Annotated in this window: 26 protein-coding genes; 13 read left to right on the top strand and 13 right to left on the bottom strand. The window is 71.0% G+C overall.

The window, feature by feature from the left end:
• Positions 1-62: 62 nt before the first annotated feature.
• Both ACFWU3_RS15680 and ACFWU3_RS15675 read left to right on the top strand, forming a co-directional pair.
• A complete protein-coding gene (locus ACFWU3_RS15680) occupies positions 63-2,882 on the top strand; it encodes a carbohydrate-binding protein (protein ID WP_384436774.1) in 2,820 nt (939 codons plus the stop codon).
• A gap of 10 nt (positions 2,883-2,892) precedes the next feature.
• Positions 2,893-5,064 (top strand): ThuA domain-containing protein, encoded by a 2,172-nt coding sequence (locus ACFWU3_RS15675; RefSeq protein ID WP_384436771.1) that lies wholly within the window; start codon positions 2,893-2,895, stop codon positions 5,062-5,064.
• Between the two features lie 89 nt (positions 5,065-5,153).
• Here ACFWU3_RS15675 and ACFWU3_RS15670 read toward each other — a convergent pair whose 3' ends face one another.
• The 9 genes from ACFWU3_RS15670 to ACFWU3_RS15630 all read right to left on the bottom strand — a co-directional run bounded on the left by ACFWU3_RS15670 (position 5,154) and on the right by ACFWU3_RS15630 (position 12,678).
• Positions 5,154-6,416, bottom strand: a complete 1,263-nt coding sequence (locus ACFWU3_RS15670; protein WP_384436768.1) for a globin domain-containing protein — start codon at positions 6,414-6,416, stop codon at positions 5,154-5,156.
• A gap of 208 nt (positions 6,417-6,624) precedes the next feature.
• The gene (nagB, locus tag ACFWU3_RS15665; RefSeq protein ID WP_384436765.1) at positions 6,625-7,407 is read right to left on the bottom strand and encodes a glucosamine-6-phosphate deaminase; all 783 of its coding nucleotides are present in this window, start codon (positions 7,405-7,407) and stop codon (positions 6,625-6,627) included.
• A gap of 155 nt (positions 7,408-7,562) precedes the next feature.
• The gene (locus ACFWU3_RS15660) at positions 7,563-7,778 is read right to left on the bottom strand and encodes a hypothetical protein (RefSeq protein ID WP_313947907.1); all 216 of its coding nucleotides are present in this window, start codon (positions 7,776-7,778) and stop codon (positions 7,563-7,565) included.
• A 387-nt stretch (positions 7,779-8,165) separates the two neighbouring features.
• Entirely contained in the window at positions 8,166-8,798 is a 633-nt protein-coding gene (locus tag ACFWU3_RS15655; protein WP_384436762.1) for a class F sortase, read from the bottom strand.
• Between the two features lie 11 nt (positions 8,799-8,809).
• Positions 8,810-9,370 carry a hypothetical protein gene (locus ACFWU3_RS15650; RefSeq protein WP_384436759.1) on the bottom strand — a complete coding sequence of 187 codons (561 nt, stop codon included), beginning with the start codon at positions 9,368-9,370 and terminating at the stop codon, positions 8,810-8,812.
• 122 nt (positions 9,371-9,492) lie between these two features.
• Positions 9,493-9,900, bottom strand: a complete 408-nt coding sequence (locus tag ACFWU3_RS15645) for a PTS-dependent dihydroxyacetone kinase phosphotransferase subunit DhaM (protein ID WP_384436756.1) — start codon at positions 9,898-9,900, stop codon at positions 9,493-9,495.
• Positions 9,897-10,502, bottom strand: coding sequence for a dihydroxyacetone kinase subunit DhaL (gene dhaL / locus ACFWU3_RS15640; RefSeq protein WP_313947912.1), 606 nt, complete (start codon positions 10,500-10,502; stop codon positions 9,897-9,899). The genes ACFWU3_RS15645 and dhaL overlap by 4 nt, the downstream gene beginning before the upstream one ends.
• A 48-nt stretch (positions 10,503-10,550) precedes the next feature.
• Complete coding sequence (dhaK, locus tag ACFWU3_RS15635; protein ID WP_384436752.1) at positions 10,551-11,543, bottom strand: dihydroxyacetone kinase subunit DhaK; 993 nt, start codon at positions 11,541-11,543, stop codon at positions 10,551-10,553.
• 244 nt (positions 11,544-11,787) lie between these two features.
• Positions 11,788-12,678: an ATP-grasp domain-containing protein gene (locus tag ACFWU3_RS15630; RefSeq protein ID WP_384436749.1), complete on the bottom strand. Its 891-nt coding sequence runs from the start codon at positions 12,676-12,678 to the stop codon at positions 11,788-11,790.
• A gap of 100 nt (positions 12,679-12,778) precedes the next feature.
• Between ACFWU3_RS15630 and ACFWU3_RS15625 the strand changes: the two genes are divergently transcribed.
• Positions 12,779-13,540 (top strand): sortase domain-bontaining protein, encoded by a 762-nt coding sequence (locus ACFWU3_RS15625; protein ID WP_384436914.1) that lies wholly within the window; start codon positions 12,779-12,781, stop codon positions 13,538-13,540.
• A gap of 43 nt (positions 13,541-13,583) precedes the next feature.
• On the opposite strand, the gene ACFWU3_RS15620 is transcribed toward ACFWU3_RS15625, so the two are convergent.
• From ACFWU3_RS15620 to ACFWU3_RS15605, 4 genes are all read right to left on the bottom strand, one after another.
• A complete protein-coding gene (locus ACFWU3_RS15620; RefSeq protein ID WP_384436747.1) occupies positions 13,584-14,894 on the bottom strand; it encodes an LCP family protein in 1,311 nt (436 codons plus the stop codon).
• 200 nt (positions 14,895-15,094) lie between these two features.
• On the bottom strand, positions 15,095-17,152 hold the full coding sequence (locus ACFWU3_RS15615; protein WP_384436745.1) for a phosphocholine-specific phospholipase C: 2,058 nt from the start codon (positions 17,150-17,152) through the stop codon (positions 15,095-15,097).
• 382 nt (positions 17,153-17,534) lie between these two features.
• Positions 17,535-17,993, bottom strand: a complete 459-nt coding sequence (locus ACFWU3_RS15610) for a VOC family protein (protein WP_384436743.1) — start codon at positions 17,991-17,993, stop codon at positions 17,535-17,537.
• 143 nt (positions 17,994-18,136) lie between these two features.
• Entirely contained in the window at positions 18,137-19,141 is a 1,005-nt protein-coding gene (locus tag ACFWU3_RS15605; RefSeq protein WP_384436740.1) for a PHP domain-containing protein, read from the bottom strand.
• A gap of 137 nt (positions 19,142-19,278) precedes the next feature.
• Between ACFWU3_RS15605 and ACFWU3_RS15600 the strand changes: the two genes are divergently transcribed.
• Genes ACFWU3_RS15600 through ACFWU3_RS15555 form a run of 10 tightly spaced genes read left to right on the top strand, consistent with a single transcriptional unit; the run spans position 19,279 to position 24,300 of the window.
• Positions 19,279-19,587 (top strand): gas vesicle protein, encoded by a 309-nt coding sequence (locus ACFWU3_RS15600; protein WP_313947921.1) that lies wholly within the window; start codon positions 19,279-19,281, stop codon positions 19,585-19,587.
• A gap of 41 nt (positions 19,588-19,628) precedes the next feature.
• The gene (locus tag ACFWU3_RS15595) at positions 19,629-20,066 is read left to right on the top strand and encodes a gas vesicle structural protein GvpA (protein WP_384436737.1); all 438 of its coding nucleotides are present in this window, start codon (positions 19,629-19,631) and stop codon (positions 20,064-20,066) included.
• Positions 20,063-20,779, top strand: a complete 717-nt coding sequence (locus tag ACFWU3_RS15590) for a GvpL/GvpF family gas vesicle protein (protein WP_327685591.1) — start codon at positions 20,063-20,065, stop codon at positions 20,777-20,779. Before ACFWU3_RS15595 ends, ACFWU3_RS15590 begins: the two co-directional genes overlap by 4 nt.
• 3 nt (positions 20,780-20,782) lie before the next feature.
• The gene (locus ACFWU3_RS15585) at positions 20,783-21,025 is read left to right on the top strand and encodes a gas vesicle protein GvpG (RefSeq protein ID WP_313947924.1); all 243 of its coding nucleotides are present in this window, start codon (positions 20,783-20,785) and stop codon (positions 21,023-21,025) included.
• Positions 21,022-21,612 carry a DNA primase gene (locus ACFWU3_RS15580; protein ID WP_384436733.1) on the top strand — a complete coding sequence of 197 codons (591 nt, stop codon included), beginning with the start codon at positions 21,022-21,024 and terminating at the stop codon, positions 21,610-21,612. Before ACFWU3_RS15585 ends, ACFWU3_RS15580 begins: the two co-directional genes overlap by 4 nt.
• Entirely contained in the window at positions 21,605-22,705 is a 1,101-nt protein-coding gene (locus ACFWU3_RS15575; protein WP_384436730.1) for an SRPBCC family protein, read from the top strand. Before ACFWU3_RS15580 ends, ACFWU3_RS15575 begins: the two co-directional genes overlap by 8 nt.
• Entirely contained in the window at positions 22,702-23,061 is a 360-nt protein-coding gene (locus tag ACFWU3_RS15570; RefSeq protein WP_384436726.1) for a gas vesicle protein, read from the top strand. The genes ACFWU3_RS15575 and ACFWU3_RS15570 overlap by 4 nt, the downstream gene beginning before the upstream one ends.
• Entirely contained in the window at positions 23,058-23,819 is a 762-nt protein-coding gene (locus tag ACFWU3_RS15565) for a GvpL/GvpF family gas vesicle protein (protein WP_384436723.1), read from the top strand. The genes ACFWU3_RS15570 and ACFWU3_RS15565 overlap by 4 nt, the downstream gene beginning before the upstream one ends.
• Complete coding sequence (locus tag ACFWU3_RS15560) at positions 23,816-24,019, top strand: gas vesicle protein (protein WP_313947929.1); 204 nt, start codon at positions 23,816-23,818, stop codon at positions 24,017-24,019. Before ACFWU3_RS15565 ends, ACFWU3_RS15560 begins: the two co-directional genes overlap by 4 nt.
• Entirely contained in the window at positions 24,016-24,300 is a 285-nt protein-coding gene (locus tag ACFWU3_RS15555; protein WP_384436720.1) for a gas vesicle protein K, read from the top strand. Before ACFWU3_RS15560 ends, ACFWU3_RS15555 begins: the two co-directional genes overlap by 4 nt.
• Positions 24,301-24,377: the final 77 nt, after the last annotated feature.

Below are 24,377 nucleotides of genomic sequence, written 5' to 3'. Positions count from 1 at the left end.
GTGGACGCATGCCGTCGCGCGCCTTGCCTGACAAACCCCCACCAGGTCAGGAAGGAACCTCCATGTCCTTACGCCGTCTTTCGGCATGGGCGGCACCCCTCGCCGCCCTCGCGCTGGTGCTGTCCGGCGCGCCGGTGACCGGCGCGGCCGCCGCGGCGCCGGCCGCCATTCCGCCCTCCGACTACCAGCAGGTCCAACTCGCCTACGGAGCAGCCGAACTGGGCGAGGCGATGTCCCTCGCCGTCCTTCCGGACCGCTCCGTCCTGCACACCGCGCGCGACGGCACGGTCCGGTACACGGACCCCGCGGGCAACACCAAGGTCGCCGGCAAGCTGGACGTCTACACCCATGACGAAGAGGGTCTCCAGGGTGTGGCGGCCGACCCCGGCTTCACCGCCAACCGCCATGTCTACCTCTACTACTCGCCCAAACTGAGCACCCCCGCCGGCGACGCCCCGGTCACCGGCACCGCCGCCGACTTCGAGCGGTGGAAGGGACATCTGAATCTGTCCCGGTTCACGCTCAGGAGCGACGGCACACTCGATCCCGCCAGCGAGAAGGTCGTCCTCGAAGTCCCCAACGACCGCGGGCAGTGCTGTCACGTCGGCGGTGACATCGACTTCGACGCCGCCGGGAACCTCTATCTGACCACCGGCGACGACACCAACCCGTTCGAGTCCAGCGGCTACAGCCCCATCGACGAACGGACCGACCGCAACCCGCAGTTCGACGCCCAGCGCTCCTCCGGGAACACCAACGACCTGCGCGGCAAGGTCCTGCGGATCAAGCCCCAGGCCGACGGCGGTTACACCGTCCCGGCCGGCAACCTCTTCGCGCCCGGCACCGCCAGGACCCGGCCCGAGATCTACGCGATGGGATTCCGCAACCCGTTCCGGATGTCCGTCGACCGTGCCACCGGAGTCGTGTACCTCGGTGACTACGGCCCCGACGCCGGCGGTACCGACCCGAACCGGGGCCCCGGCGGCCAGGTGGAGTTCGACCGCATCACCGGCCCCGGCAACTACGGATGGCCGTACTGCACCGGCACCAACACCGCCTCGGAGACGTACAACGAGTACACCTTCCCGAGCGGACCCGGCGCCGCCAAGTACAACTGCGCCGGCGGACCGGCCAACAACTCCTCCCGCAACACCGGACTCGCCACCCTCCCTGCCGCGAAACCGAGCTGGATCAAGTACGGCGACGCGGGCTCCCCGCCCGAGTTCGGCGGTGGTTCCGAGTCGCCCATGGGTGGCGAGGTGTACCGGTACGACGCCGGTCTCAACTCCTCCGTGAAGTTCCCGCAGTCGCTCGACGGGCGCTACTTCGCCACCGAGTACGGCCGCCGCTGGATCAAGGCCGTGGAGGTCAGGTCCGACGGCTCCTACGGTCTCATCGAGGACTTCCCCTGGACCGGCACCCAGGTCATGGACTCCGACTTCGGCCCCGACGGCGCCCTGTACGTCCTCGACTACGGCTCAGGCAGCGGCAACCAGGCGCTGTACCGCATCGAGTACATCGGCGGCAGCAACCGCAACCCCATCGCCAAGGCCGCCGTCGACAAGACCTCCGGGCCCACTCCGCTCACGGTCGCCTTCTCCTCGCAGGGCAGTTCCGACCCCGAGGGCAAAGCCCTGACGTACTCCTGGAACTTCGGTGACGGCACGACGTCGACGGCCGCCAATCCCAGTCACACGTACACGGCCGCGGGCACCTACCGGCCGACGCTGACCGTACGCGACCCCGAGGGCCTGACCGGCACCGCGAGCCTGGTCGTCACGGCGGGCAACACCGCACCGACCATCACCCTGACGACTCCCGCGGACGGAGCGCTGTTCTCCTTCGGCGACACCGTGCCCTTCACCGTCACCGCCACCGACCCCGACGACGGGCCGGTCGACTGCGCCAGGGTGAAGGTCACCTATCTGCTCGGCCACGACAGCCACCGGCACCAGATCACCTCGAAGAACGGCTGCTCCGGCTCCATCGCCGTCCCGGCCGACGGTGAGCACGACAGTGCCGCCAATCTCTACGGCGTCTTCGACGCCGAGTACACCGACAACGGCGGACTGACCTCCCACAGCGTCCGCATCCTCCAGCCCAGGCACCGGCAGGCGGAGCACTTCACTGCTCAGTCCGGTATCCAGACGGCGGACCACGGAGCCGCCGAGGGCGCCAAGACGGTCGGCTTCACCGACAACGGGGACTGGGTCTCCTTCCAGCCGTACGCGCTCTCCAACGCCAGGAGTGTGACGGCCCGGGTCTCCTCCGGCGGCGTCGGCGGAACCGTCGAGGTGAGGGCGGGCTCGGCGACCGGCACCCTGCTGGGCAGCATGGCCGTCGCGCCGACCGGCGGCTGGGAGAACTTCACCGACGTGTCGACGAACCTGGCGAACGCCCCGGCCGGCACCACCACGCTCTACTTCGTCTTCAAGGGAGTGACGGGGCAGGGCAACCTCTTCGACGTCGACGCGTTCACCTTCGTCACCGGCACGCCCACCGGACCGAGGACCGTCGAGGGCGAGGCATACACCTCCGGCTCCGGCGTCCAGCCCGCGGCGCACGGCAACGCGAGCGGTGGGCAGACGCTCGGCTACATCGAGAACGGCGACTGGGCCGGCTACGCGTCCGTCGCCACGGCCGGCGCGAAGACGTTCTCCGCCAAGGTGTCGTCCGGCGGAGCCGGGGGCACCGTCGAGATCCGCGCCGGATCGGCCACCGGCACGCTGCTCGGCACGGTCGCGGTCGCGCCGACCGGCGGCTGGGAGACCTTCACCACCGTCTCCACCACGCTCAGCGCAACAGGCTCCGGACCACTGTTCCTCCGGTTCACCGGCGGATCCGGCTCCCTCCTCGACATCGACACCTTCACCCTCGGCTGACGGAGACATCGTGAGACGCATCCACCGCACGCCCGGACGCCGCTCCCTGGCGTTACTCGCCACCCTGGCGCTCGGATTCGCCGGGGCAGTGACCGTGCCCGCCACCGCGGCAGCGGCCGACTACGACGTACTCGTGTTCTCCAGGACGGCCGGCTTCCGGCACGACTCGATCCCCGCCGGGATCGACGCCATCCGCTCGCTCGGCACGGCCAACAACTTCTCCGTCACCGCCACCGAGGACAGCGCCGTCTTCACGGCATCCGGTCTCGCGGGCTACGAGGCCGTTGTCTTCCTCAACACGACGGGCGACGTGCTCGGCGACGCGCAGCAGAACGCGCTCCAGTCGTACGTCGACGCAGGCGGCGGCTTCCTCGGCGTCCACGCGGCCGCCGACACCGAGTACGGCTGGCCGCACTACGAACAACTCGTCGGCGCCCGCTTCCAGAGCCATCCCGCGATCCAGCGGGCCACCGTGAAGACCGAGGACCGCTCGCACCCGGCGACCGCCCACCTCGGAGCCGACTGGAGCCGGACCGACGAGTGGTACAACTACCGCTCCAATCCCCGGGCCGGGGTCCGCGTCCTGCAGAGCCTGGACGAATCCTCCTACAGCGGCGGCGAGATGGGCGGGGACCACCCCATCACCTGGTGCCATCCGCAGGGTTCGGGGCGCTCGTTCTACACGGGGCTCGGGCACACCGCCGAGTCGTACGCCGATCCCGCGTTCCGCTCGCTGCTGCTCGGCGGCATCCGCTACGCGGCGGGCACCGCACCCGCCGACTGCACTCCCCGTGGCGGCACCGGGCCGAGGACCGTCGAGGCGGAGTCCTACACCTCGGGGGCGGGCGTGCAGCCCGCGGCCCACGGCAACGCGAGCGGCGGCCGGACCCTCGGGTACATCGAGAACGGTGACTGGGCGGGTTACGCGTCCGTCGCCACGGCCGGCGCCCGGACCTTCACCGCGAAGGTCTCCTCGGCAGGCGCCGGTGGCACCATCGAGGTACGGGCAGGTTCCGCGACGGGCACCCTGCTCGGCTCGGTGCGCGTCGCGCCGACCGGCGGCTGGGAGACCTTCACCACCGTCTCCACGACCCTCACCGCGACCGGCAGCGGACCGCTGTTCCTCCGCTTCACCGGCGGCTCGGGTGCCCTCTTCGACATCGACACCTTCACCCTCGCGACGGCGCCGCCCGTGACCGAGGCCCTCTCGCAGAACGTGCACCTCTTCTACTACCCCTGGTACGGCACGCCCGCGGGCCAGGGAAGCTGGCGGCACTGGCAGCAGGGCGGGCGCACCCCGCCCGCCGACATCGGCGCCGACCTCTACCCGGCCCTCGGGCCGTACGACTCGGGGGACACCGCCGGAGCCGTCGACCAGCACATGCGATGGGCGGTGCAGTCGGGCGCGGGGGTGCTCGTCTACAGCTGGTGGGGCCGCGGCGGTTACGAGGACGGCATCGCCCGTCGGGTCATGGACGCCGCCGATCGCCACGGGATCAAGGTGGCCTGGCACATCGAGCCGTACGCCGGGCGGACCGCGCAGTCCGTCGTCGACGACATCCGCTATCTGAACTCGGCCTACGGCAGCCACCCCGCCTTCTACCGGGACGCCGCCCACGGCAACCGCTCGGCCTTCTACGTCTTCGAGAGCCTGCGGATCGCCGACTGGACGGCGCTCGACCAGGTCACGGCGAGCAGCATCGTTCTCGCGCAGACCACCGACACGACGAAGATCGCCCACTTCTCCGGTCTCTACACCTACGACGGCATCGCGGGGGCCACCGCCCCCGGCTGGAAGCAGGCCGGCGACTACGCCCGCGCGAACAACCTCATCTGGGCCCCCTCGGTCGCGCCCGGCTATGTCGACGACCGCGCCGTTCCCGGCAACACCACGCCCACACTGGGCCGTTCGAACGGCGCCACCTACGACAAGGAGTGGAACAACGCGCTGGATCCGGCGATCGGCGGCTCCCCGGCATGGGTCTCCGTGACGTCCTTCAACGAGTGGCACGAGGGCAGCTCCATCGAGCCCGCCGCCGCCAACCCGCCTGCGGGGCACGGCTATCAGACGTACTCGGGCGCCTACGGGAAGACCGGCGCCGCGGCCGAGACGGCCTATCTCGACCGTACGAAGTACTGGGTCGGCGAGTTCGAGAAACGGCGAGCGGCGCGGCGCCCCTGAGGTGAGTCCGCCCGGTTCCGCCGCGGCGCCGGATTCCGCACCCGGCGCCGCGGTGTGCCTTTCCGGGGAGTGCCTTCCGGGCCGGCCGGTCAGTGACCGATGGTGCTCTGAGACAGGGGGAGCGGGAGATCGAGCGGGCGGGTGCGGGCGTCCGGGTCGATCCAGTTCACCGGCGGCGGGTCGAGAAAGGCCTCCGCGTGGGAGACATGACCGCGCTGTCTGACCGACGCGGGCAGCGGATCACGGATGAGAGCGCCCTGCGGCAGCCCGCATTCGTGCAGCAACTCCGCGGTCTCCTGCACGAACATCACCGGCCCGCAGAGGTAGACCGTCTCGCCGGGCCAGTCCCGGCGTTCCCGCAGATGGGTGTGCAGCCGTTCCGCGGCCCGCGTCCGGCCCTCGCCGCGTTCCTGGTGCCACCAATAGGCGCTCAGATAGGGGTGCTTGCGCAGGATGTCGTCGAGTGCGGCGCCGTCGTAGAAGTGCGCCTCGCCGCGGGGCACGACGTCGATACGGATACGGGGTGCGGGCCTGCGGGAGAGTAAGGCGTCGAGGACGGACTTGACCGGGGCCCAGCCCGTGCCCGCGGCGATCAGGGTGACGGCGCGGGTATCGGGCGGCGGGGTGAGCGCGGAACCCGATGCGGCGCCGAGCCGCAGGACCTGACCCGGCTCGGTCCGGTCGCACAGCGCATTGCTGAGCTGTCCGCGCGGCACGCGGCCCACATGGAATTCGAGCACATGGCTGTCGCCCGGGCGCCCGGCGAGCGAGTAGGGCCGCCACACACCCAGCAGCTCCGGGTGTTCGATCGTCGCGTACTGGCCGGGGAGCCAGGGATAGGGCTCGGACACGGACGCGCGCACGACGGCCGTGTGATCGCGGTGGAGCCGGTGCGACAGGACGGTCGCCTCCCACCAGGCGGGCTCGCCGGTGGCACAGGACCGACGCGCCCCGCCGGTCATGGCGCCGGCGGCGTAGTCGTACACCCGCTGCCAGGACGCCTCCGTGCGGCGGTCCCACGAATCCGGGCTGTGGTGGCTGATCGCGGCGAGGAGGCTCTCGCCGACCGCCCGGTAGTCCTCGTCCAGAATCCCGAACTTGCGGTGGTCCCGGCCCAGGAGCTCCAGATGCGCGGGGAGTCCCGGGTGCCCGAGGTGCTCCACCACATGGACGAGGGCGGTGAACAGCCGGTCGTACTGGTCGTCCATGGCCGAGGGGAACAGCGGGCGCAGCTCGGGATGGTGGGTGAACAAATGTGCGTAGAAGTACCGGACCACATGAGCGGACCGGAGTCGGACCCGCTCCAGACTGGCGCTGACCACATGAATGTCGTCATATATGTCGTCGTCCATGGACATCCCCCGGGGCTGCACGTACGTGCGCCAGTTGAACGCGCGTCAAGTGCCGAGCCAGCGCACCGTATCAACTCGGGGGCGGATAAGGGCCGTTCGGAGCAGAATATGTTCTGAACGGGACAATATTGTGAGTCGTCGGACAGAGCGGCCGACTGTACGTTCGGATCTGCGGGCGATATCCGAACGACAGGAGCGCCGAGTCCCCCTAGAGCCCCTGCCAGGCGGGCTTGGCGGCGTAGGTCGCGCGGAAGTAGTCGCCGAGCTTCAGCCGGGACGCCGCCGCCTCGTCGACCACCACCGTGGCGTGCGGATGCAGTTGCAGCGCGGAGGCGGGGACCAGGGCCGACAGCGGGCCCTCGACGGCGAGCGCGACCGCGTCGGCCTTGGCCTCGCCGGTGGCCAGCAGGACCAGGTGGCGGGCCTCCAGGATGGTGCCGATGCCCTGGGTGATCACATGGTGCGGGACCTCGTCGAGACCGCTGAAGAACCGGGCGTTGTCCTGCCGGGTCTGCTGCGTGAGCGTCTTGATCCGCGTGCGCGAGGCGAGCGAGGAGCACGGCTCGTTGAAGCCGATGTGCCCGTCCGTGCCGATGCCGAGCAGTTGGAGATCGACCCCGCCGGCCTCGGCGAGCGCCCGGTCGTAGGCGGTGCAGGCGGCGGCGACGTCCTCGGCGGTGCCGTCGGGGCCCATGAAGGCATCGTCGGTCAGTCCGAGCGGTTCGACGACCTCGCGCAGAACCACCGACCGGTACGACTCGGGGTGGCCGTACGGCAGGCCCACGTACTCGTCGAGCTGGCAGATCCGAGCCCGCGAGGTGCCGACCTCGCCGGCGCGCACCTTGGCGGCGAGGGCTTCGTAGACCGGTAGCGGGGTCGACCCCGTGGCGACCCCCAGCAGGGCGTCGGGCTTGCGTCGCAGCAGGTCGGCCATGGCTTCGGCGATGAGCTCGCCGCCCGCGGCGGAATCCGGAACGATGACAACTTCCACGAAGATCCCTGTCTCTGAGGACATCACTGGTGTAGACCAATCTACCCGGTGAGCGGGGGTGCTGTCGCGCGAAGTCCTGCGGTACCTCCGGGGAACGCGGGACGGCCGGTCCGGAACACCGCGGGCACGGGGGCCGCGGAAGGCGCGGCGCCCGGTCAGAACAGTGGCAGCTGGCCGGGGAAGGCGGGCACCACGGAGCCGTCGAGCGACGGCTGGACCGCCGGGTCGTACGGCGCCTGCCGCAGCGAGCCGGGGCAGGAGACCAGCTCGGCGGCGGTGCGCGAGGCGGCGGGGTCGTGGCGGGCGAAACGGCCACCGACGACGGCGATCTCGCGACGGCAGACCGGGCACAGCCGGCGGGGAGCGGACATACGTCCAGTCTGCCAGCACGGTCGGACAAGGGACCTTGCCGGACGCGCGCGGCAGGAGGCTGGACCGGGGGCGCTTGCTGCCTGCCGGTGTCGGGACCCGCGCGCGGCGCCCGCGTACCGTACCCGGACGTCCGCTCCGCCGGTGCGGCGTAACAGGCCCGCCCGCTCCCCCGCGCCCGGCAGGCGATGGACGGACCGTCCCGCCGCGATCCGGGACGACACCGACCCTTTCCGTTTCGACGTCCGCCGCGCGGGGCGGCCGCGCTCGACGCCGGTCACGGCGAGGAGGCGACCGTCGTCCTGGGCGGGGCGCTCGCGCCGTGGCAAGGGTGCTCGGCGACGAGCGCTGCACACCGGCCCACCGTGCGGGCCGCGGGCCGATCCGAGTCAGTGCACGTCGACCAGGCGGGCGAAGGCGACCACGTTGGCGTCGTACCCCGTCTTCGCGGAGTAGCCGCCACCGCAGGTGATCAGGCGCAGTTCCGGGTCCGGGCCGTCCCGGTAGACGCGGTCGGCGGGGAAGTCCTTCTTGGAGTACATCTCGACGCCGTAGACGGAGAAGACCGCGGTGCGTCCGTCCTCGCGTGCGACCTCGACGCGATTGCCCGGCTCCAGCGAGCCCAGCAGATAGAACACCGCGGGCCCGGCGGCGTTGTCGACATGACCCACCATCACGGAGGTGCCGCGCTCGCCGGGGGAGGCGGCGCCCATGTACCAGCCGGTCAGGTTGTTGTCCGTCAGCGGCGGTGTCGCCACCCAGCCGTCGTCGTCTAGCCCGACGCGGGTCACCGGGGCGTCGAGCCGCAGGGTGGACACGCTGATCCGCTTCGGCGGCGAGTGCGGCAGCGGGCCGGGCGCGGGCGGCAGCGGTCCTGCGGCACGGTGCGGGGCGGCGGCAGCGGCGACGGGGCGGGGCGGCCCCCCGGCGGTCTCCGTCGACCCGTTGCGCAGGAAGAACAGGCCGAGCAGCAGCACGCACACGAGGGTGAACCACGAACTGCGCCGGGCGGTGGTGTGCACGGACGCCCCGCTCAGACGCCGTCCCCGGTACGCCGGCGCAGCAGGACGACACCGCCGCCGACCGCACCCGCGACCAGCAGGGAACCCAGAGCGATCTGCGTCGGGCTGAGGCCGGGGACACTGCCGCCGGATCCGGCCTGCACACCACCGCCGGGCTTCATCAGCCCGCTCAGGTCGTCCGTGGGGCCGGTGTGCGTCCCGGCGGAAGGAGTCGTGTGAGGGACCCCGCCTGCGCCGACGCTGAGTTTCGTCGTGCCCTTCTCGCCCTCGCAGTCGAAGGTCACGTCGTACTCGGCACCCGGCTTGGCGTCATCGAAGACGGTCGCGGTGGCGGGGAGCCCCTCGGAGAGCGTCACGGTGTCGAAGACTCCCGACGAGGCGGTGACGGTGGGGGATTCGCACTCCGTGGCGTTGAGCGTCACGGTGCCGCCGGGCTCGACGTCCTCGGGGCTGACGGTGAAGCCGAACGAGGTGACGGTGCCCTCGTCCTCGGCGAGAGCGGCCGGGGCGCCGAGGGCCAGCGCGGCGGCGGTGCCGGCGAGGGCCAGGGACGCGACACATAGGGCACGCATGGTCAGGTCTCCGTTGGTAGGAAATGCACCACAACGAGACCGACGCTAGGAGCGCCGTCCGCCCCCTGCCACTCCTGGGGGGCCGAACGGCCCCCACGCTCCCGGAGCGTGGAGGCCGCCGCTCACACCTTCCGGTAGCCGTAGGCCTCCGTGGCCGCCGCTTCCACCGCGTCCAGGTCGCCGCCCGCCGACGCGGTGACCACCGCGGCCACCGCACCCTCCAGGAACGGCGCGTCGATCAGCCGCGTGGCTTCCGGGAGTTCGTCGCCCTCGGCGAGCAGGGCCTTGACCGTCAGGACGGCGCTGCCCAGATCGACGAGTACAGCCACCCCGGCACCTCCGTCGACCGAGGCCGCCGCCTCGGCGATCAGCTCGGAGCTGGTGCCGAGACCGCCGTCGGGGGTGCCGCCGGCCGGAGCGACGGGCGCGGCCCGGCCGCCCGCCAGACCGGTGGCCAGGGCGGCGACGGCCGCCGCCACCTCCTTGCTGTGCGAGACGAGGACGATCCCGACCGTGCTCCCCTCGCTCATGCCGCCACCTCCGCGAGCGCCGCCAGCAGGAGCGCCGACGAGGTCGCTCCCGGATCCTGGTGCCCGATGCTGCGCTCACCCAGATAGCTCGCCCGGCCCTTGCGCGCCTGCAGAGGGACCGTGGCCAGGGCGCCCTCCCGCGCGGCGTCGCGGGCCGCGGCGAAGGACTCGGTCGTGTCGCCGAGCGCCGCGACCGCCGGTTCGAGCGCGTCCAGCATCGTCTTGTCACCGGCCTTGGCACCACCGAGCTGCGCCACGGCCGCGACGCCTGCCCGCAGTGCCTCGGCCAGCTGTGCGGGAGTCACCTCGGCGTCGTCGCCGAGGGCTTTGCCGGTGCGGCGCAGCAGCGTCCCGTACAGCGGTCCGGACGCGCCGCCCACGGTGGAGATCAACTGCCGTCCGGCCAGGGTCAGTACGGCCCCGGGGGTCTGCGGCGCGTCCTTGTTCAGCGTCGCGGTGACCGCCGTGAAACCGCGCTGGAGGTTGCTGCCGTGGTCGGCGTCCCCGATCGCCGAGTCCAGCTCCGTGAGATGCGCCGCCTCACGGTCGACCAGTACCGCGACCGCGGTCAGCCAGCGGTGGAAGAAGTCGGCGTCGAGCACATGCCCTCCCTGAGGTGAGTCGGTCCCGGTCGGTTCAACGGCCCCGGTTCAACGGCCCCAGCGGAGCGCAGGGGTGTTCACCGGCGCGTCCCACAGCCGCAGCAGGTCCTCGTCGACCTGGCACAGCGTCACCGAGCAGCCCGCCATGTCGAGCGAGGTCACGTAGTTCCCGACGAGCGTACGGGCGACGGACACACCGCGCTCCGCCAGCACGCGCTGGACCTCGGCGTTGAAGCCGTACAGCTCCAGCAGCGGGGTACTGCCCATACCGTTGACGAGCACCAGCACGGGACCCGTCGGAGGCCGGTCCACGAGAACCGCGTCGACGGCGAAGTCGGCGATCTCCCGCGAGGTCATCATCGGGCGCCTCTCACGGCCCGGCTCGCCGTGGATGCCGATGCCCAGTTCGAGCTCGCCCGAGGGGAGATCGAAGGTCGGCGTGCCCTTGGCGGGGGTGGTGACGGCGGTCAGCGCGACACCGAAGCTGCGGGAGTTCTCGTTGACCTGACGGGCGATCGACTCCACCCGCTCCAGCGGCATCCCCGCGTCGGCGGCCGCTCCGGCGAGCTTCTCGACGAAGAGGGTCGCGCCGGTACCGCGCCGGCCCGCGGTGAACAGACTGTCGGTCACCGCCACGTCGTCGTTGACCAGGACCTTGGCGACCTGCACGCCCTCGTCCTCGGCGAGCTCGGCGGCCATGTCGAAGTTGAGGACGTCACCGGTGTAGTTCTTCACGATGAACAGCACGCCCTGGCCGCTGTCGACCGCGGAGGCGGCCCGCGCCATCTGGTCCGGGACGGGGCTGGTGAAGACCTCCCCGGGACACGCCGCGGAGAGCATGCCGGGACCGACGAATCCGCCGTGCAGCGGCTCGTGCCCGGACCCGCCTCCGGAGATCAGACCGACCTTTCCGGCGACCGGCGCGTCCCGCCGCACGATCACCCGGTTCTCCACGTCCACGTTCAGCTCGGGGTGCGCTGCCGCCATCCCGCGGAGGGCGTCCTCGACCACGGTCTCCGGGACATTGATGAGCATCCTCATGGGTTCCTCCTGATGACGCGGACGACTGGGCCTCTGTACAGAAACCCAGCACTGTCGGGCCCCGCCGTCAAGCGCAGCGACCTTCACGGCGTGACCGGCGATCCCGGTCTCGGGTCCGTCACCCCCAGGATCACGGGGCCGCCGGAGTTCGTCCACGGGAAGGACCGCGGCGACCGGTCCGAGGCATCGTGCCGCCCCGGACGCGGAGCCCGGACTCACCCGTCCACGCCCCCCGTACGGCGCCTCACGCGCCGTTCGCCCCGTCCACCAGCACGTCCGCGATCGCCGTCTCCGCCACATCCCGGTGGACATCGCTCACCTGGCCGTCCCCGACCTCCACCACCCGCCACACCCCGTCGGCGCGCAGGGCGAGATCGGTGGTGACGAAACGGCAGCCGAGACGCCGCACCGCGGACCGGACATGCCCCAGCTCGGGCTCCGGAGCACGCGGGGAGACGCTGTCGGGGTGCGCCGTGACCAGGCGGGGCTCGCCGTCCAGCCACCACACCCGCGCCTCGGTCGCGGTGGTCCGGGGGCGCACGAACGACTCGTACGCGCGCAGGACGAGCCCTCCGGCCAGATCCTCGCCCTGGAGATCCACGAAGCGCCGCACGACCCGCGTCAGCCGGGCGGTGTCGGCGAGGTCGGGGACGAAACACGCCTCGTCCCACTCGTGCTTGCGGGACTTCACGTAGTCCTTCACGATGCCCGGCCCGCCGGGGAGCTTCCCGGCAGCCGCGGCAAGGTCCTCCCGCGCGGGGACACATCCGGGCGCGGCCGGGATCCACACGCTCTCGGGAGTGATGCCGGAGAACGCGCCGTACCAGCCCGGCAGCTCATGGGCGGACCGGTACCGCGCGGGCGGTACGACCAGGCTGCCGCCCCGCCGGCGTACGGCCTCCGCAAGCGCTCCGTACCGTTCGGACGGCATCATCCAGCCCCGGTACCAGGCCGCGGCCGGGCCACGGGGGACTGTCGCGACCGCCTGTTCCGCGTCGCCGCCGATCAGCGCGTCATGGTCGATCAGCGCCACCTGGCCGCCGCGCTCACGGACCGCGCGCGCCTCCGCCGCAAAATGCTCGTCCACGCGGCGGGGTGCGAGGACATCGCCGCAGTACAGGACCGCTCGTGCCATGGCGGACACCCTACGGGGAACACCTGATCGAGTCCGGGCGTTTTATTCTCGAAGTGGAGGCCACGCCGTGGCCGCCCTCCACCGGATCCCCGGGAACTCCATGCACCTCTCCCGAGCAGTCCCCGCAGCCCTCGCCGGCGCACTCCTCGTGGTGCTCGCCGGCTGTTCGACGGGCGCCGCCGACACCACCGACGCTCTGCGGACCGGGGCCACCGCGACTCCCGCCGCAGGAACCGCTTCCGAGCCCCCCTCCCCGGCCCCGGGCGCGGCGAAGGAGCCGGTGAGAGCCCCGGCGACGAGCACTCCGTCGGCGGAGCCCGCCGACCGGACCACCCCGCGGACCGAGACCGCCCTGCTGTCCATCCCGGCGATCGGACTCGAGGACCTCCGAGTGGTGCCCTACGAAGGCACGACCGACGACTGGCCGGGCACCCGCATCCAGAACCGTGGCGTGGGCGCCAGCCCGTACGGAGCCAACGGCGGCGTCGGCCCCGGCGACGTCGGGAACTACCTGGTCACCGCGCACCGACTGTCCGCGGGCGGACCTCTGCGCGACCTTCCCTCGCTCAAGAACGGTGACTCGGTGATCGTCGAGGAGGACGGTCTCGTCTACGAGTACGAGATCACCGGCACCCGGCAGACGTCCTTCCGCTCGGACAGCTCGCTCGCCGCGCAGCGCGCCCCCGTTCCGGGGAAGCCGGGCGAGAAGCCCACTCAGGCGATGATCACGGTCTCCACCTGTGCCACCCCCGAGGACGACGCCGCCGGGAACTTCTGGCGCGACGACCGGCACAACCCCGAGCACCGCATCGACAAGATCGGCGTGCTGAAGAAGGCGCCCACCCCGGCCGCGGGCGACTGACCGCAGGCGACCGCTGTCGGTCGGGCTCAGGACGCGGCCTTCGTCAGCCGGCCGGCTTCACGGCCTTCGGCGCGCACCGCAGTTCGTTCCCGTGGACCGGTGCGCCCTCCACGCTGCTGCGGTCGTGGACGACCTTGATCACGGTCGACGCGCGGGCGCCGACCCGCACGTCGAAGATCTCGCCGTGGCCGGGAACGGCGCGGAGCCGGGCTCCCGGGATCGCGGTGGCGAGCGAGGCCGCGTAGCGCTCCCGCCGCGGGTCGTATGTGATCACCGTCGGGCCCGGCGGCCGCGGCCTTGCCGGTGCGTCCTCGACCACGAATCCGTCGGCCCGCAGAGCGCGTGCCACGGCGGGATCGTCGACCCGTGCGCGGATCGAGTCCGGAGCCATCTCGACGGGGGTGTCCGTACTGGGCCGGATGCCCCTGTCGCCGACGATGGACCTGTCCTCGCGCAGTGCCGCCCACAGGGCCGCCGACCGGGGTTCGTCCCACAACAGCGTCGACCCCCAGTCGGGCACGCGGTGGTCGAAGTCCGCGATCGGCACCGTCGCGAACTCCGTCTGCTCGGCCGTCAGCCGCCCGAGCGCGAGGCCGAGATGCATCAGATCGTCGAGCCCGGTGTGCGCGTCGGCGCGGACCGCCTTCTTGAGCTCCAGGGCGGTGAGCACCGAGGACGCCGGGTTCGCGAAGGCGCCCTCGCCACGCAGCCGGGTCACCATCTCGATCAGCAGACGCTGCTGGCGGCGTACCCGGCCGAGATCGCCCGGCGGTGTGACGTGACGGGCGCGGACGTAGCGCAGAGCCCGGTTGCCGTCCACATGGTGGGTGCCCTTGGGGAGTCGCAGCCCGGAGCCGGTGTCCACCAGGGTCTTGTCCGTACACACCGTGGCGCCGCCCAGCCGGTCCACGGTGTCGGCGAAGCCGGTGAAGTCGGTTTCCAGATAGTGGTCGATCCGCAGCCCGGTCGCCTTCTCCACGGTCCGTACGGCCAGGTCGCCGCCGCCGTGCTGGAAGGCTCCGTTGATCTTTCCGGAGTGACGGGGATGGTCGTGGTCGGCGAACTCGACGTAGGAGTCGCGGGGGACGGACACCACGGTCGCCCGCCGCTCGTCCTCGGCGAGGTGGACCACCATCATCACGTCCGTGCAGTTGCACTCCTTGCCGCCCACATGAAGGCGTTTGCGGTCCTCGGGGGAGATGCCGGTACGGCGGTCCAGCCCGACGACCAGGATGTTGGTGCCGTCGGCCGTGTCGCCGACGTCCTTGGAGGATGCGGCGCCTTCGGCCGCCCACAGGGAGCCACCCGACGCCAGTGCGGCGATCAGAACAGCCGTGACAGCGAAACTGCGCATGGATGACTCCTCCGGCACCGGGTCTCGGGTGGACCGATGAACCGAAGAAATCATGAAGGTGGGGTAAAAGGTGCGTCGGCACGCCAGAAGCCCTCTGCCGTGCGCCGCCCGGGGGCCGTCCGCCGTAACGGAGAACGGTCCCCGGCCCCGTGACAGGCGACCCGAGGAGAAGGGCCCGGTCGGGGGCCCCTGACAGCGGCTCAGGCGGTGAGGATCGCCGGGTCGCTGACGCCGGGGCGGCCGTTCTCGACATGACCGGCGAAGCGCCGCAGGAAGCCCGCGTGCTTGTCGGACACCACCGTCAGGTCGTACCAGCGCTTACTGGCCGTGAGGTCCACGACCTGCACGACGCGTCCGCCGGGCCCCACGGTGAACGTCTGCTTCCTGCCGCCGTAGGCGTTCGTGACCGTCAGCCGGCAGGCCGTGCTGCCCGCGTTCGTCAGGGTGAGTTCGACGGAGCCGGTACCCGCCACATGGCGGGCCGTCACCTCGGGGCCGGCCGTCGTGCCCGGTCCCTTGAAGCCGCGCACGAAGCCGTTCGGGCCGTACACGGTGAGGTCGTACGCGCCCTTGGAGTACGCGGTGTTCCAGGTGTCGGAGAGCTTCTGGCCCGCGGCCGTGGTGTACGTCCACGGCCCGTCGGTCCGGTTGCCGGCGGCCACCAGGAAGAAGGCGCCCGCCGTCGCTCCACCGCTGAACGTCAGCGTGAAACGCCCGGTGGACGGCGTCGCGGCGCCGTCCACCAGCGGTGCGTACGGCAGCGGACGCGCCGGCCTCGACCCCTTCTCCTGCCGGGGCAGCACGGCGGTGGCGGGCGGCTTCGGCACATAGTCCGGGTGCCGGTCGTTGTCCGGCGGTTCGTAGGCGTCGGTGTCCGGGAGCCCGGCGGGATCGGTGTTGCGCAGGCCGAAGTCGAAGGCCGAGGTGAGGTCGCCGCAGACCGCGCGCCGCCACGGCGAGATGTTCGGCTCGGCGACGCCGAAGCGCGCCTCCATGAAACGGAGGATCGAGGTGTGGTCGAACGTCTCCGAACAGACGAACCCGCCCGTGCTCCACGGGGACACGACGAGCATCGGAACGCGCTGGCCGAGGCCGTAGGGACCGGCGGCGTAGCTGCCGTTGCCGGCGAACCGGTCGAGAGCGGTGTCCACCGTCGACAGCCCCTGAGCGGCGGAGGCCGGCGGATAGGGCGGGGTCACATGGTCGAAGTACCCGTCGTTCTCGTCGTACGTGATGAACAGGGCGGTCCTGCTCCACACCTCCGGGTTGGAGGTGAGCGCGTCCAGGATCTGCGCGATGTACCAGGCGCCGTAGTTCGCGGGCCAGTTCGGGTGCTCGGTGAAGGCCTCGGGAGCGGCGATCCAGGAGATCTGCGGCAGCTTCCCGGCCTTCACATCGGCCTTGAGGTGGTCGAAGTAGCCGTCGCCGTTCTTGACGTCCGTTCCGGTGCGGGCCTTGTCGAAGAGCGGGTCGCCGGGCTTGGCGTTGCGGTACTTGTTGAAGTAGAGCAGCGAGTTGTCGCCGTAGTTGCCGCGGTAGGCGTCCTCGATCCAGCCCCAGGAGCCGCCGGCGTCGAGGCCGTTGCCGATGTCCTGGTAGATCTTCCAGGAGACACCGGCCCGTTCGAGACGCTCGGGGTAGGTCGTCCAGTCGTAGCCGAGTTCGTCGTTGCCGAGGACCGGGCCGCCGCCCTTGCCGTCGTTGCCCGTGTGACCCGACCACATGTAGTAGCGGTTGGGGTCGGTCGCTCCGATGAACGAGCAGTGGTAGGCGTCGCACACCGTGAAGGCGTCGGCCAGCGCGTAGTGGAACGGGATGTCCTGGCGGGTCAGATAGGCCATCGTTCCCGCGGACTTGGCGGGGATCCACTGGTCGTACCTGCCGTTGTTCCAGGCCTTGTGGCCGCCCGCCCAGTCGTGGTTGAGCCCCGCGATGAACTGCATGCCGAGGTCCTCGGCGTCGGGGTGGTAGGGGAGCACCTCCTTCGTGCCGTCCGACTGGTGCCACACCGACTTTCCCGGGCCGGTGGTCACCGGACGCGGGTCGCCGAATCCCCGTACTCCCTTCAGCGCGCCGAAGTAGTGGTCGAAGGAACGGTTCTCCTGCATCAGGACGACGATGTGCTCGACGTCCTTGATGGTGCCGGAGCGGCGCCCGGCCGGGATGGCCGCCGCACGGTCGATGCTGCTCGACAGGGCCGAGAAGCCCGCGGTCGCGCCGGCGATCTGGAGAAAACGGCGCCGATTGAGTTCAGGCATGAAGATGGGCCCTCTTGGAGTAGGGGGAAGGGTCTGGCGGAGTGTCCAAGAGGAGCGAAGGGAAGGGAAGGGACGCGGTGGTGTCAGGGGTGTGAAGGACCGCGGTACGGGCCGCGAACAGCCCTCCTGAGCGGCTGGTCAGGGAGGTGGGGGAGCGTCGTCGCGGCGCAGGATCCGTCCGGGCTCCCGCGGTCGCCGAGTGCGCTCTCGGCGGCACGGGCGCCGGGCCGCTGGGTCCGTCGGTTCCGCGCGCCTTCTCGTCGGCGCGGGTGCGGGCAACGACGACGGGCCGACCGTCATACGGTCGGCCCGTCGCGCGGGACACCGGGGCGGTGTGCCGGATGCCGCCGGCCCTGCCCGTCCTCGGTCGGCCCTTCGCCGGTCAGGGGGCGGTGCCCCGTTGGGTCTCGACGATCGCCGCCAGTTCGTCCTTGCGCGTCTGGCGCGTACTGCGGCGCGGCTGTGGCGAGACGGCCAGTGAGAACGAATGACCCGCCGGGTCGGAGTAGACACGGACGTCGCGCGGCCCGCTGTTGTCCTTCGTGTCCACCGGCCTCGCCCCGAGACTCACGGCCTCCCGCTCCGCCTCGTCCATGTCTCCGCGCTCCACGAGGATGCGCAGATGGGCCTGTTGGGAGTCCTCGGGCCGCGGCCAGCTCGGGGGTGCGTAGCCGAAGTCGCGGTGGATGGCCATGTGGACGCCGTCGTGACCGACGATCTCCACGAAGTCGGGATCGGTCCCGACGCGAACCTCCGCGCCGAACAGGCCGGCGTAGAACTCCGCCAGTTCCATCGGTTCGGCGCAGTCCAGTACGAGCACGCTTGTCTTGTGGACTGTCATGCGCCTCGCGTACCCGCGGTCGTCGCGGACACACGGCTCGTGCACCGGACGGTCACTTCTTCCCCGGCCGGTTCTCGGCCGAGGATCGCCCGTTGAGCGCCTCGGCGGCGAAGGGCAACGACCGCTGGCCCCGCGGACACGACCTAGCCCACCCTGTCGAGCAGATCGGCCGCGCTCAGGGTGTTGATGACACGCTCCGCCGGAACGCCCGCGCGTTCCGCCCGGTCGCAGCCGAGGATCTGCCAGTCCAGCTGGCCCGGCGCGTGCGCGTCCGTGTCGATGGCGAACCGCACACCCGCCTCGACCGCGGCCCGCAGCAGCCGCATCGGCGGATCCAGCCGCTCCGGCCTGCTGTTGATCTCCACCGCCGTACCGTGCGCGGCACAGGCGTCGAACACCGCGACCTCGTCGAACCGGGACTCCGGCCGGCCCCGTCCGGTGACCAGCCGGCCCGTGCAGTGGCCGAGCACGTCGACCAGCGGGTTCTGCACCGCCCTGATCATGCGCGGGGTCATCTTCGCCGGTTCCATGCGCAGTTCGGAGTGGACGGAGGCCACCACGAGATCGAGCCGGTCCAGCAACTCGTCCTCCTGATCGAGCGAGCCGTCCAGCAGGATGTCGCACTCGATGCCGGTGAGGAGCCGGAAGGGCGCCCACTGCCGGTTCAGCTCGGCCACCACGTCCAACTGCTCGCGCAGCCGCTCGGCGGACAGACCCCGCGCCACCGTCAGCCGGGGCGAGTGGTCGGTGAGCACCACCCACTCGTGGCCCAGCGCGATCGCCGCCCGGCCCATCTCCTCGATGGAGCTGCCGCCGTCCGACCAGTCCGAGTGCACGTGGCAGTCGCCGCGCAGCAGGCCCCGCAGCTCGCCGCCGCCGTCCGCGAGGGGCGTGGACGCCTCCTCCTCCAGGCGCTCCAGATAGGTCGGCACCCCACCGGCGAGGGCCTCCCGGACGACCTTCGCGGTCTTGGGGCCGATGCCCTTGACCGCTTCCAGAGTCCCCGCGTCGGCCCGTTCGGCGATCTCTTTCCGCGGCATCGTCGCGAGAGCCGCCGCCGCGTTGCGGAAGGCGCGGACCCGGTAGGTCTCCGCGAGCGAGCGCTCCAGCAGAAAGGCCACTCTGTCCAGCGCCTCCACCGGTTCCATCACGGCTCCTTCCTGTGCGGCTGTCGTTGCCTCCACTCTCGCCCGCACCAGTGGTGACGGCATGCCGAAAGAACGCGACCGGTGCCTTCTCAGGGTTTGGACGGGCGCAGACGTGCAACACGCAGTCGGGAGGAGCCATGGCGAATTCAGCAGAGAACACAGACAACAAGAGCCGGAGCGAGGCTTCCAGGCCGGGGCCGATGGATGTGCTGCGCCAGGCGTGCGCACAGCTGACGGAGCTCACCGGCCGGGAAGCCGAATCGGTCTCGTCGTTCGAGCGGACGGAGGACGGCTGGTCGCTGGAGGTGGAGGTGCTCGAGATGGAGCGCGTGCCCACCACGACCAGCCTTCTGGCCACTTACCAGGTGACGCTCGACGAACAGGGCGAGCTGAGCGGATACCGGCGCATACGCCGATACGAGCGCGGCAGGGCCGACCCCAAGTAGGCGGCCGCCGTGCATCACTTCATTGAGGAGGGCTGACGGCAATGACCGTTGTGCCGGCACAGCAGCAGCAAGGACGTGGTGGTGGCTCGAGCGGCCTCTACGACGTCCTGGAACTCATTCTCGACCGGGGACTCGTCATCGACGCCTTCGTGAGGGTCTCCCTCGTCGGTATCGAGATCCTGAAGATCGACATACGTGTCGTCGTGGCCAGCGTGGACACGTACCTGCGCTTCGCCGAGGCGTGCAACCGCCTCGACCTGGAGTCCGGACCGCACAAGGACCCGGGTCTGCCCGAGCTGGTCGGCGAGATGACCGAGTCGGGTGCCCGCGGCAAGACCAAGGGCGCGCTCTCGGGTGCCGCACAGACGATCTCGGACTCCTTCCAGCAGGCGCGCGAAGAGAGCCAGACCGAGTCCAAGCCGCGCAGTTCCCGTACCCGCCGCCCGGCGGCACGCAAGAAGGAGGAGGAGACGGAGTGAGTACCTATGTCTACGGCATAGCCAGGAGCTCGCACCCGAGCCTCCCGGACAAGGCGGACGGTATCGGTGACCCGCCGCGGCCCGTACGGGTCATCCGCCAGGGGCAGCTCGCCGCTCTGGTCAGCGACGCCCCCGACAACCTGAGGCCCAAGCGGCGCGATCTGCTGGCGCACCAGAACGTCCTGCGTCAGGCCGGCGAGGCCGGCTCCGTCCTTCCGCTGCGGTTCGGCGGAGTGTCACCCGACGACGAGACGCTCGCCGCCGTCCTCGCCGAGCGCGAGGAGCACTACCTGGAGCGCCTGGGCGCTCTGGACGGCAAGGTCGAGTACAACGTGAAGGCCTCGCACGACGAGGAGTCCGTGCTGCACCGAGTACTCGCCGACGACCCCGAGCTGCGCTCCCTGGCCGAGGCGAACCGGACCGCGGGCGGTGGCACGCACGAGCAGAAGATCCAGCTCGGCGAGCGCATCGCGGCGGCCGTCCAGCAGCGCGAGGCCCGTGACGGCGATCTGGTGCGGGCGACGCTGGAAGGCGTCTGTGAGGAGGCGAGCGCCGGGCCGCAGAGCGTCGGCTGGCTCGCGAACCTCTCCTTCCTGGTGAACCGCGAGCGCAGCGCCGACTTCGTGAACGCGGTCGACGCGCTCCGTGTGGAGCAGCCGCACCTCGTGCTGACGGTCACCGGACCGCTTCCTCCCTACAGCTTCGTGGAGTGAGCCATGGGCCTCATCTCCGAACTGCTGCTTCTGCCCGCCGCCCCGGTGCGCGGCACCTTCTGGGTGCTGCAGCAGGTGGTGGACGAGGCCGAGCGGCAGTACTACGACCCTTCGGCCATTCAGAGCGAACTCGCCCGGCTGTCCGACCAACTGGATGCCGGCGAGATCGACGAAGCCGAATTCGACCGCCGGGAGGACGAGCTCCTCGACCGGCTCGAGGCGATGCAGAACAGAGAGCAGGGATGATGAACAACAGGCTGGTTCTTGGCCTCGCTGTGGGGGCGGGGTACGTGCTCGGGCGTACGAAGAAGGCGAAGCTGGCGTTTGCCGTCGGCACGCTGGTGGCAGGCAAGCGACTCCAGCTGAGCCCGAAGGCCATCGGGGAGTTCGTCACCCAGCAGCTGCAGAACAACCCGCAGTTCAAGGAGTTGGGCGATCAGCTGCGGCAGGACCTCGGCGGCGTGGGCAAGGCCGCGACCGGCGCGCTCGTCAACCGGCAGCTCGAAGGGTTCGCCGACCGGCTGCACGGCCGCACGCTGGGTGTCCAGGACCGGCTCCAGGGCGTCGTCCCCGGATCCCGGGACGAGGACGAGGGACACGCAGAGGACGCAGACGCGCGGGACAGCGCCGATGACGAGGGCGGCGACGAGGAGGAGCGCGGCGAGCGTCGCGAGCCGCAGAAGAAGGCGGCCCCGCAGAAGAAGACTGCCGCACGACGGACGACGGCCGCCAAGAAGACGGCCGCGCCCGCGCGGCGCGCCACGAAGAAGACGGCGTCCAAGACGACCGCCGCGAAGAGGGCCGCCTCGAAGGGAGGCCGGGACCGTGGCTGAGAAGACGTCGCCGCTGAGCGGGGAGAACCCCGCCATCCAGCGGGTGAAGGAAGAACTGCAGAGTTTCCTGGCGGCGCAGGCCCAGCAGGCGCTCATGTCCGCCGGCAGGAAGCTCGGCCAGAGCACCAACAAGCTCAACGACATCGCGGAAGGCAGAAGCCCCGGCTTCGCCAAACTCGCGCTGGAGGGCGGCCGCAAGGCGATGGAGGGCAAGGGACCGGTCCGCAGCGCGGTCGAGCTCGGCGCCTCCCATCTCAAGGACAAGGTCACTGGCGTGTTCAAGAACCTCGGCGGCAAGGGCAAGTCCAAGAGCGGCGGCGGCAACAAGCCGATCGTGATCATCGAGTCCATCGACGTCGGCGTGTCGGTCCGTGACGCGTACGACCAGTGGACCCGCTACCAGGACTTCTCCACCTTCGCCAAGGGCGTCAAGAGCGCGACGGTGGCCGACGACACCTCGTCCGACTGGCAGCTGAAGGTGTTCTGGTCCAGCCGCAGCTGGAAGGCCCGGACGACCGAACAGGTGCCGGACAGCCGCATCCAGTGGACGTCCGAGGGCGCCAAGGGCAGCACCAAGGGCGTCGTCACCTTCCACTCGCTCGGCGAGAACCTGACCCGCGTTCTGCTGGTCATGGAGTACTACCCCAAGGGGCTCTTCGAGAAGACCGGCAACATCTGGCGCGCCCAGGGCCGCCGGGCCCGGCTCGACCTCAAGAACTTCGCCCGCCACATATCGATGCGCGGCGAGGCCGAGGACGGCTGGCGCGGTGAGATCCGGGACGGCGAGGTCGTCGTGACCCACGACGACGCCGTCGCCGAGGAGCAGGAGCAGGAAGAGCAGGACCAGCGCGACGAGGCCGAGGGCGAAGAGCCCGAGGAGGAGTACGCGGACGAGGACCTTCCGGAGGAGGACGAAGAACTTCCGGAGGAGGAAGAGGAGGAGCCGGAAGAGGAGTACGTCTACGAGGACGAGGAGCCCGTGGACGAGGAGGAGCCGGCCGAGGAGGACGAGCTCCCCGAGGAAGAAGAGGAAGACGTCGAAGAGGACGCGGTGCGTGAACCGGCCGGGTCCGGAGGCCGTGGACGCCGATGACCACTGCAAGCAGGCTCCCCGATCCCTACGGCTCCGGCGGAGGCGCGAACCTCGCCGACATCCTCGAGCGGGTGCTCGACAAGGGGATCGTCATCGCCGGTGACATCCGCATCAATCTGCTCGACATCGAGCTGCTCACCATCAAGCTGCGGCTGATCGTCGCCTCCGTCGACAAGGCGAAGGAGATGGGCATCAACTGGTGGGAGGACGATCCGGGACTGTCCACCGGTGCTCGCCGCAACGAACTGGCCGCCGAGAACGAGCGGCTCCAGCGCCGTATCGCCGAACTGGAAGAGGCGGCGCAGCCGGCGGTGGACGGCGCGGAGACGAAGAAGGAGCGTAGGGAATCCGCATGAACGAACTGCGCTATGTGTACGCCGTGTCCCGGCCCTTCCAGGCCGCGCTCCCCAAGGACCTCCTGGGGGTGGCCGGGGCCCCGGTGTACGCGCTCGGCCATGGCGACCTCGTCGCCGTGGTGTCGGCGGTGTCGCCCGACGACTTCGACGAGGCTCCGCTCAAGGCACATCTGGAGAACCTCGACTGGCTGAGTGACACCGCCCGGGCCCACGAGTCCGTGGTCGCGGCACTCGCCTCGGTCACCAGCCCGCTGCCGCTGCGTCTCGCGACCGTGTGCCGGGACGACGACGGGGTGCGGCGCCTGCTCGACTCCGGGCACACCCGCTTCCTGCGCACCCTCGAGCGCCTCGACGGCCGGGTGGAGTGGGGCGTCAAGGTCTACGCCGAGGCGCCCGCGCAGTCGCCGGACTCGGCCGGCCCGGCCCCCGCCACCGGCCGCGACTATCTGCGCCGCCGGCTGGAGGAGCGCCGGACGAGCGAGCGGTCCTGGGAGTCGGCGGACGTGGTGTCGCGCCGGCTGCACGAGGAGCTGGCGCGCCACGCGGTGGCGGTACGGCTGCACCGGCCGCAGCAGGCCCAGCTCTCCGGGGCGGCGGGCCACAACGTGCTCAACGCCGCCTACCTCGTACCGCGGGAGGAGAGTGCCGCCTTCGTCGAGACGGTGAACCGTCTCAAGCCCGAGGAGCCGGGGCTGAGCGCGGAGCTGACCGGCCCCTGGGTGCCGTACTCCTTCGCCGGCGACGAGGACGAGCGGTGACCGCCGGTGACGGGTCGCCCCTCGCGCAGCGTCAGGTCGCCCTGGTCGATCTGCTGGACAGGCTGCTCGCGGGCGGTGTCGTGATCAGCGGTGACATCACGCTGAGGATCGCGGACGTCGACCTCGTCCGCATCGATCTCAAGGCCCTCATCAGTTCGGTCACCGAGCAGGTGCGGTCGCCCTGGGAGGGAGCACCATGAGCGAAGAACCGCGGAAACTCGATCTCGACGCCGACACCGTCGAACGCGACCTGGCGAAACTCGTCCTGACCGTCGTGGAACTCCTCCGCCAGCTCATGGAGCGCCAGGCCTTGCGCCGGGTCGACCAGGGAGACCTGAGCGAGGAGCAGGAGGAGCGGATCGGCCTGACGCTGATGCTCCTGGAGGACCGGATGGGCGTGCTGCGGGACGAGTTCGGGCTCAAGCCCAGCGACCTGAACATCGACCTCGGGCCGCTCGGCCCCCTGCTGCCCAGGTCGTGACCGCCGCCCGCCGCCCGGGTTCCGAAAGTCCCCGGCACCGGCCGCCCCGGAACCGATTCACCCGTCCGGACGCGCGC

It is taken from the genome of Streptomyces sp. NPDC058685, from assembly GCF_042714725.1.
GTDB lineage: Bacteria > Actinomycetota > Actinomycetes > Streptomycetales > Streptomycetaceae > Streptomyces.
Note: the sequence above shows the minus strand (reverse complement) of the source record. Positions and strands in the feature narration are given on the sequence as shown.

What these genes read in the sequence shown, in the direction of transcription:
- ACFWU3_RS15680 (WP_384436774.1), top strand. Translation starts at nt 63, where the DNA reads ATGTCCTTACGCCGTCTTTCGGCATGGGCGGCACCCCTCGCCGCCCTC.
- ACFWU3_RS15670 (WP_384436768.1), bottom strand. Translation starts at nt 6,416, where the DNA reads ATGGACGACGACATATATGACGACATTCATGTGGTCAGCGCCAGTCTG.
- ACFWU3_RS15660 (WP_313947907.1), bottom strand. Translation starts at nt 7,778, where the DNA reads ATGTCCGCTCCCCGCCGGCTGTGCCCGGTCTGCCGTCGCGAGATCGCC.
- ACFWU3_RS15650 (WP_384436759.1), bottom strand. Translation starts at nt 9,370, where the DNA reads ATGCGTGCCCTATGTGTCGCGTCCCTGGCCCTCGCCGGCACCGCCGCC.
- ACFWU3_RS15645 (WP_384436756.1), bottom strand. Translation starts at nt 9,900, where the DNA reads ATGAGCGAGGGGAGCACGGTCGGGATCGTCCTCGTCTCGCACAGCAAG.
- dhaK (WP_384436752.1), bottom strand. Translation starts at nt 11,543, where the DNA reads ATGAGGATGCTCATCAATGTCCCGGAGACCGTGGTCGAGGACGCCCTC.
- ACFWU3_RS15630 (WP_384436749.1), bottom strand. Translation starts at nt 12,678, where the DNA reads ATGGCACGAGCGGTCCTGTACTGCGGCGATGTCCTCGCACCCCGCCGC.
- ACFWU3_RS15625 (WP_384436914.1), top strand. Translation starts at nt 12,779, where the DNA reads ATGCACCTCTCCCGAGCAGTCCCCGCAGCCCTCGCCGGCGCACTCCTC.
- ACFWU3_RS15620 (WP_384436747.1), bottom strand. Translation starts at nt 14,894, where the DNA reads ATGCGCAGTTTCGCTGTCACGGCTGTTCTGATCGCCGCACTGGCGTCG.
- ACFWU3_RS15615 (WP_384436745.1), bottom strand. Translation starts at nt 17,152, where the DNA reads ATGCCTGAACTCAATCGGCGCCGTTTTCTCCAGATCGCCGGCGCGACC.
- ACFWU3_RS15610 (WP_384436743.1), bottom strand. Translation starts at nt 17,993, where the DNA reads ATGACAGTCCACAAGACAAGCGTGCTCGTACTGGACTGCGCCGAACCG.
- ACFWU3_RS15605 (WP_384436740.1), bottom strand. Translation starts at nt 19,141, where the DNA reads ATGGAACCGGTGGAGGCGCTGGACAGAGTGGCCTTTCTGCTGGAGCGC.
- ACFWU3_RS15600 (WP_313947921.1), top strand. Translation starts at nt 19,279, where the DNA reads ATGGCGAATTCAGCAGAGAACACAGACAACAAGAGCCGGAGCGAGGCT.
- ACFWU3_RS15595 (WP_384436737.1), top strand. Translation starts at nt 19,629, where the DNA reads ATGACCGTTGTGCCGGCACAGCAGCAGCAAGGACGTGGTGGTGGCTCG.
- ACFWU3_RS15585 (WP_313947924.1), top strand. Translation starts at nt 20,783, where the DNA reads ATGGGCCTCATCTCCGAACTGCTGCTTCTGCCCGCCGCCCCGGTGCGC.
- ACFWU3_RS15580 (WP_384436733.1), top strand. Translation starts at nt 21,022, where the DNA reads ATGATGAACAACAGGCTGGTTCTTGGCCTCGCTGTGGGGGCGGGGTAC.
- ACFWU3_RS15570 (WP_384436726.1), top strand. Translation starts at nt 22,702, where the DNA reads ATGACCACTGCAAGCAGGCTCCCCGATCCCTACGGCTCCGGCGGAGGC.
- ACFWU3_RS15565 (WP_384436723.1), top strand. Translation starts at nt 23,058, where the DNA reads ATGAACGAACTGCGCTATGTGTACGCCGTGTCCCGGCCCTTCCAGGCC.
- ACFWU3_RS15555 (WP_384436720.1), top strand. Translation starts at nt 24,016, where the DNA reads ATGAGCGAAGAACCGCGGAAACTCGATCTCGACGCCGACACCGTCGAA.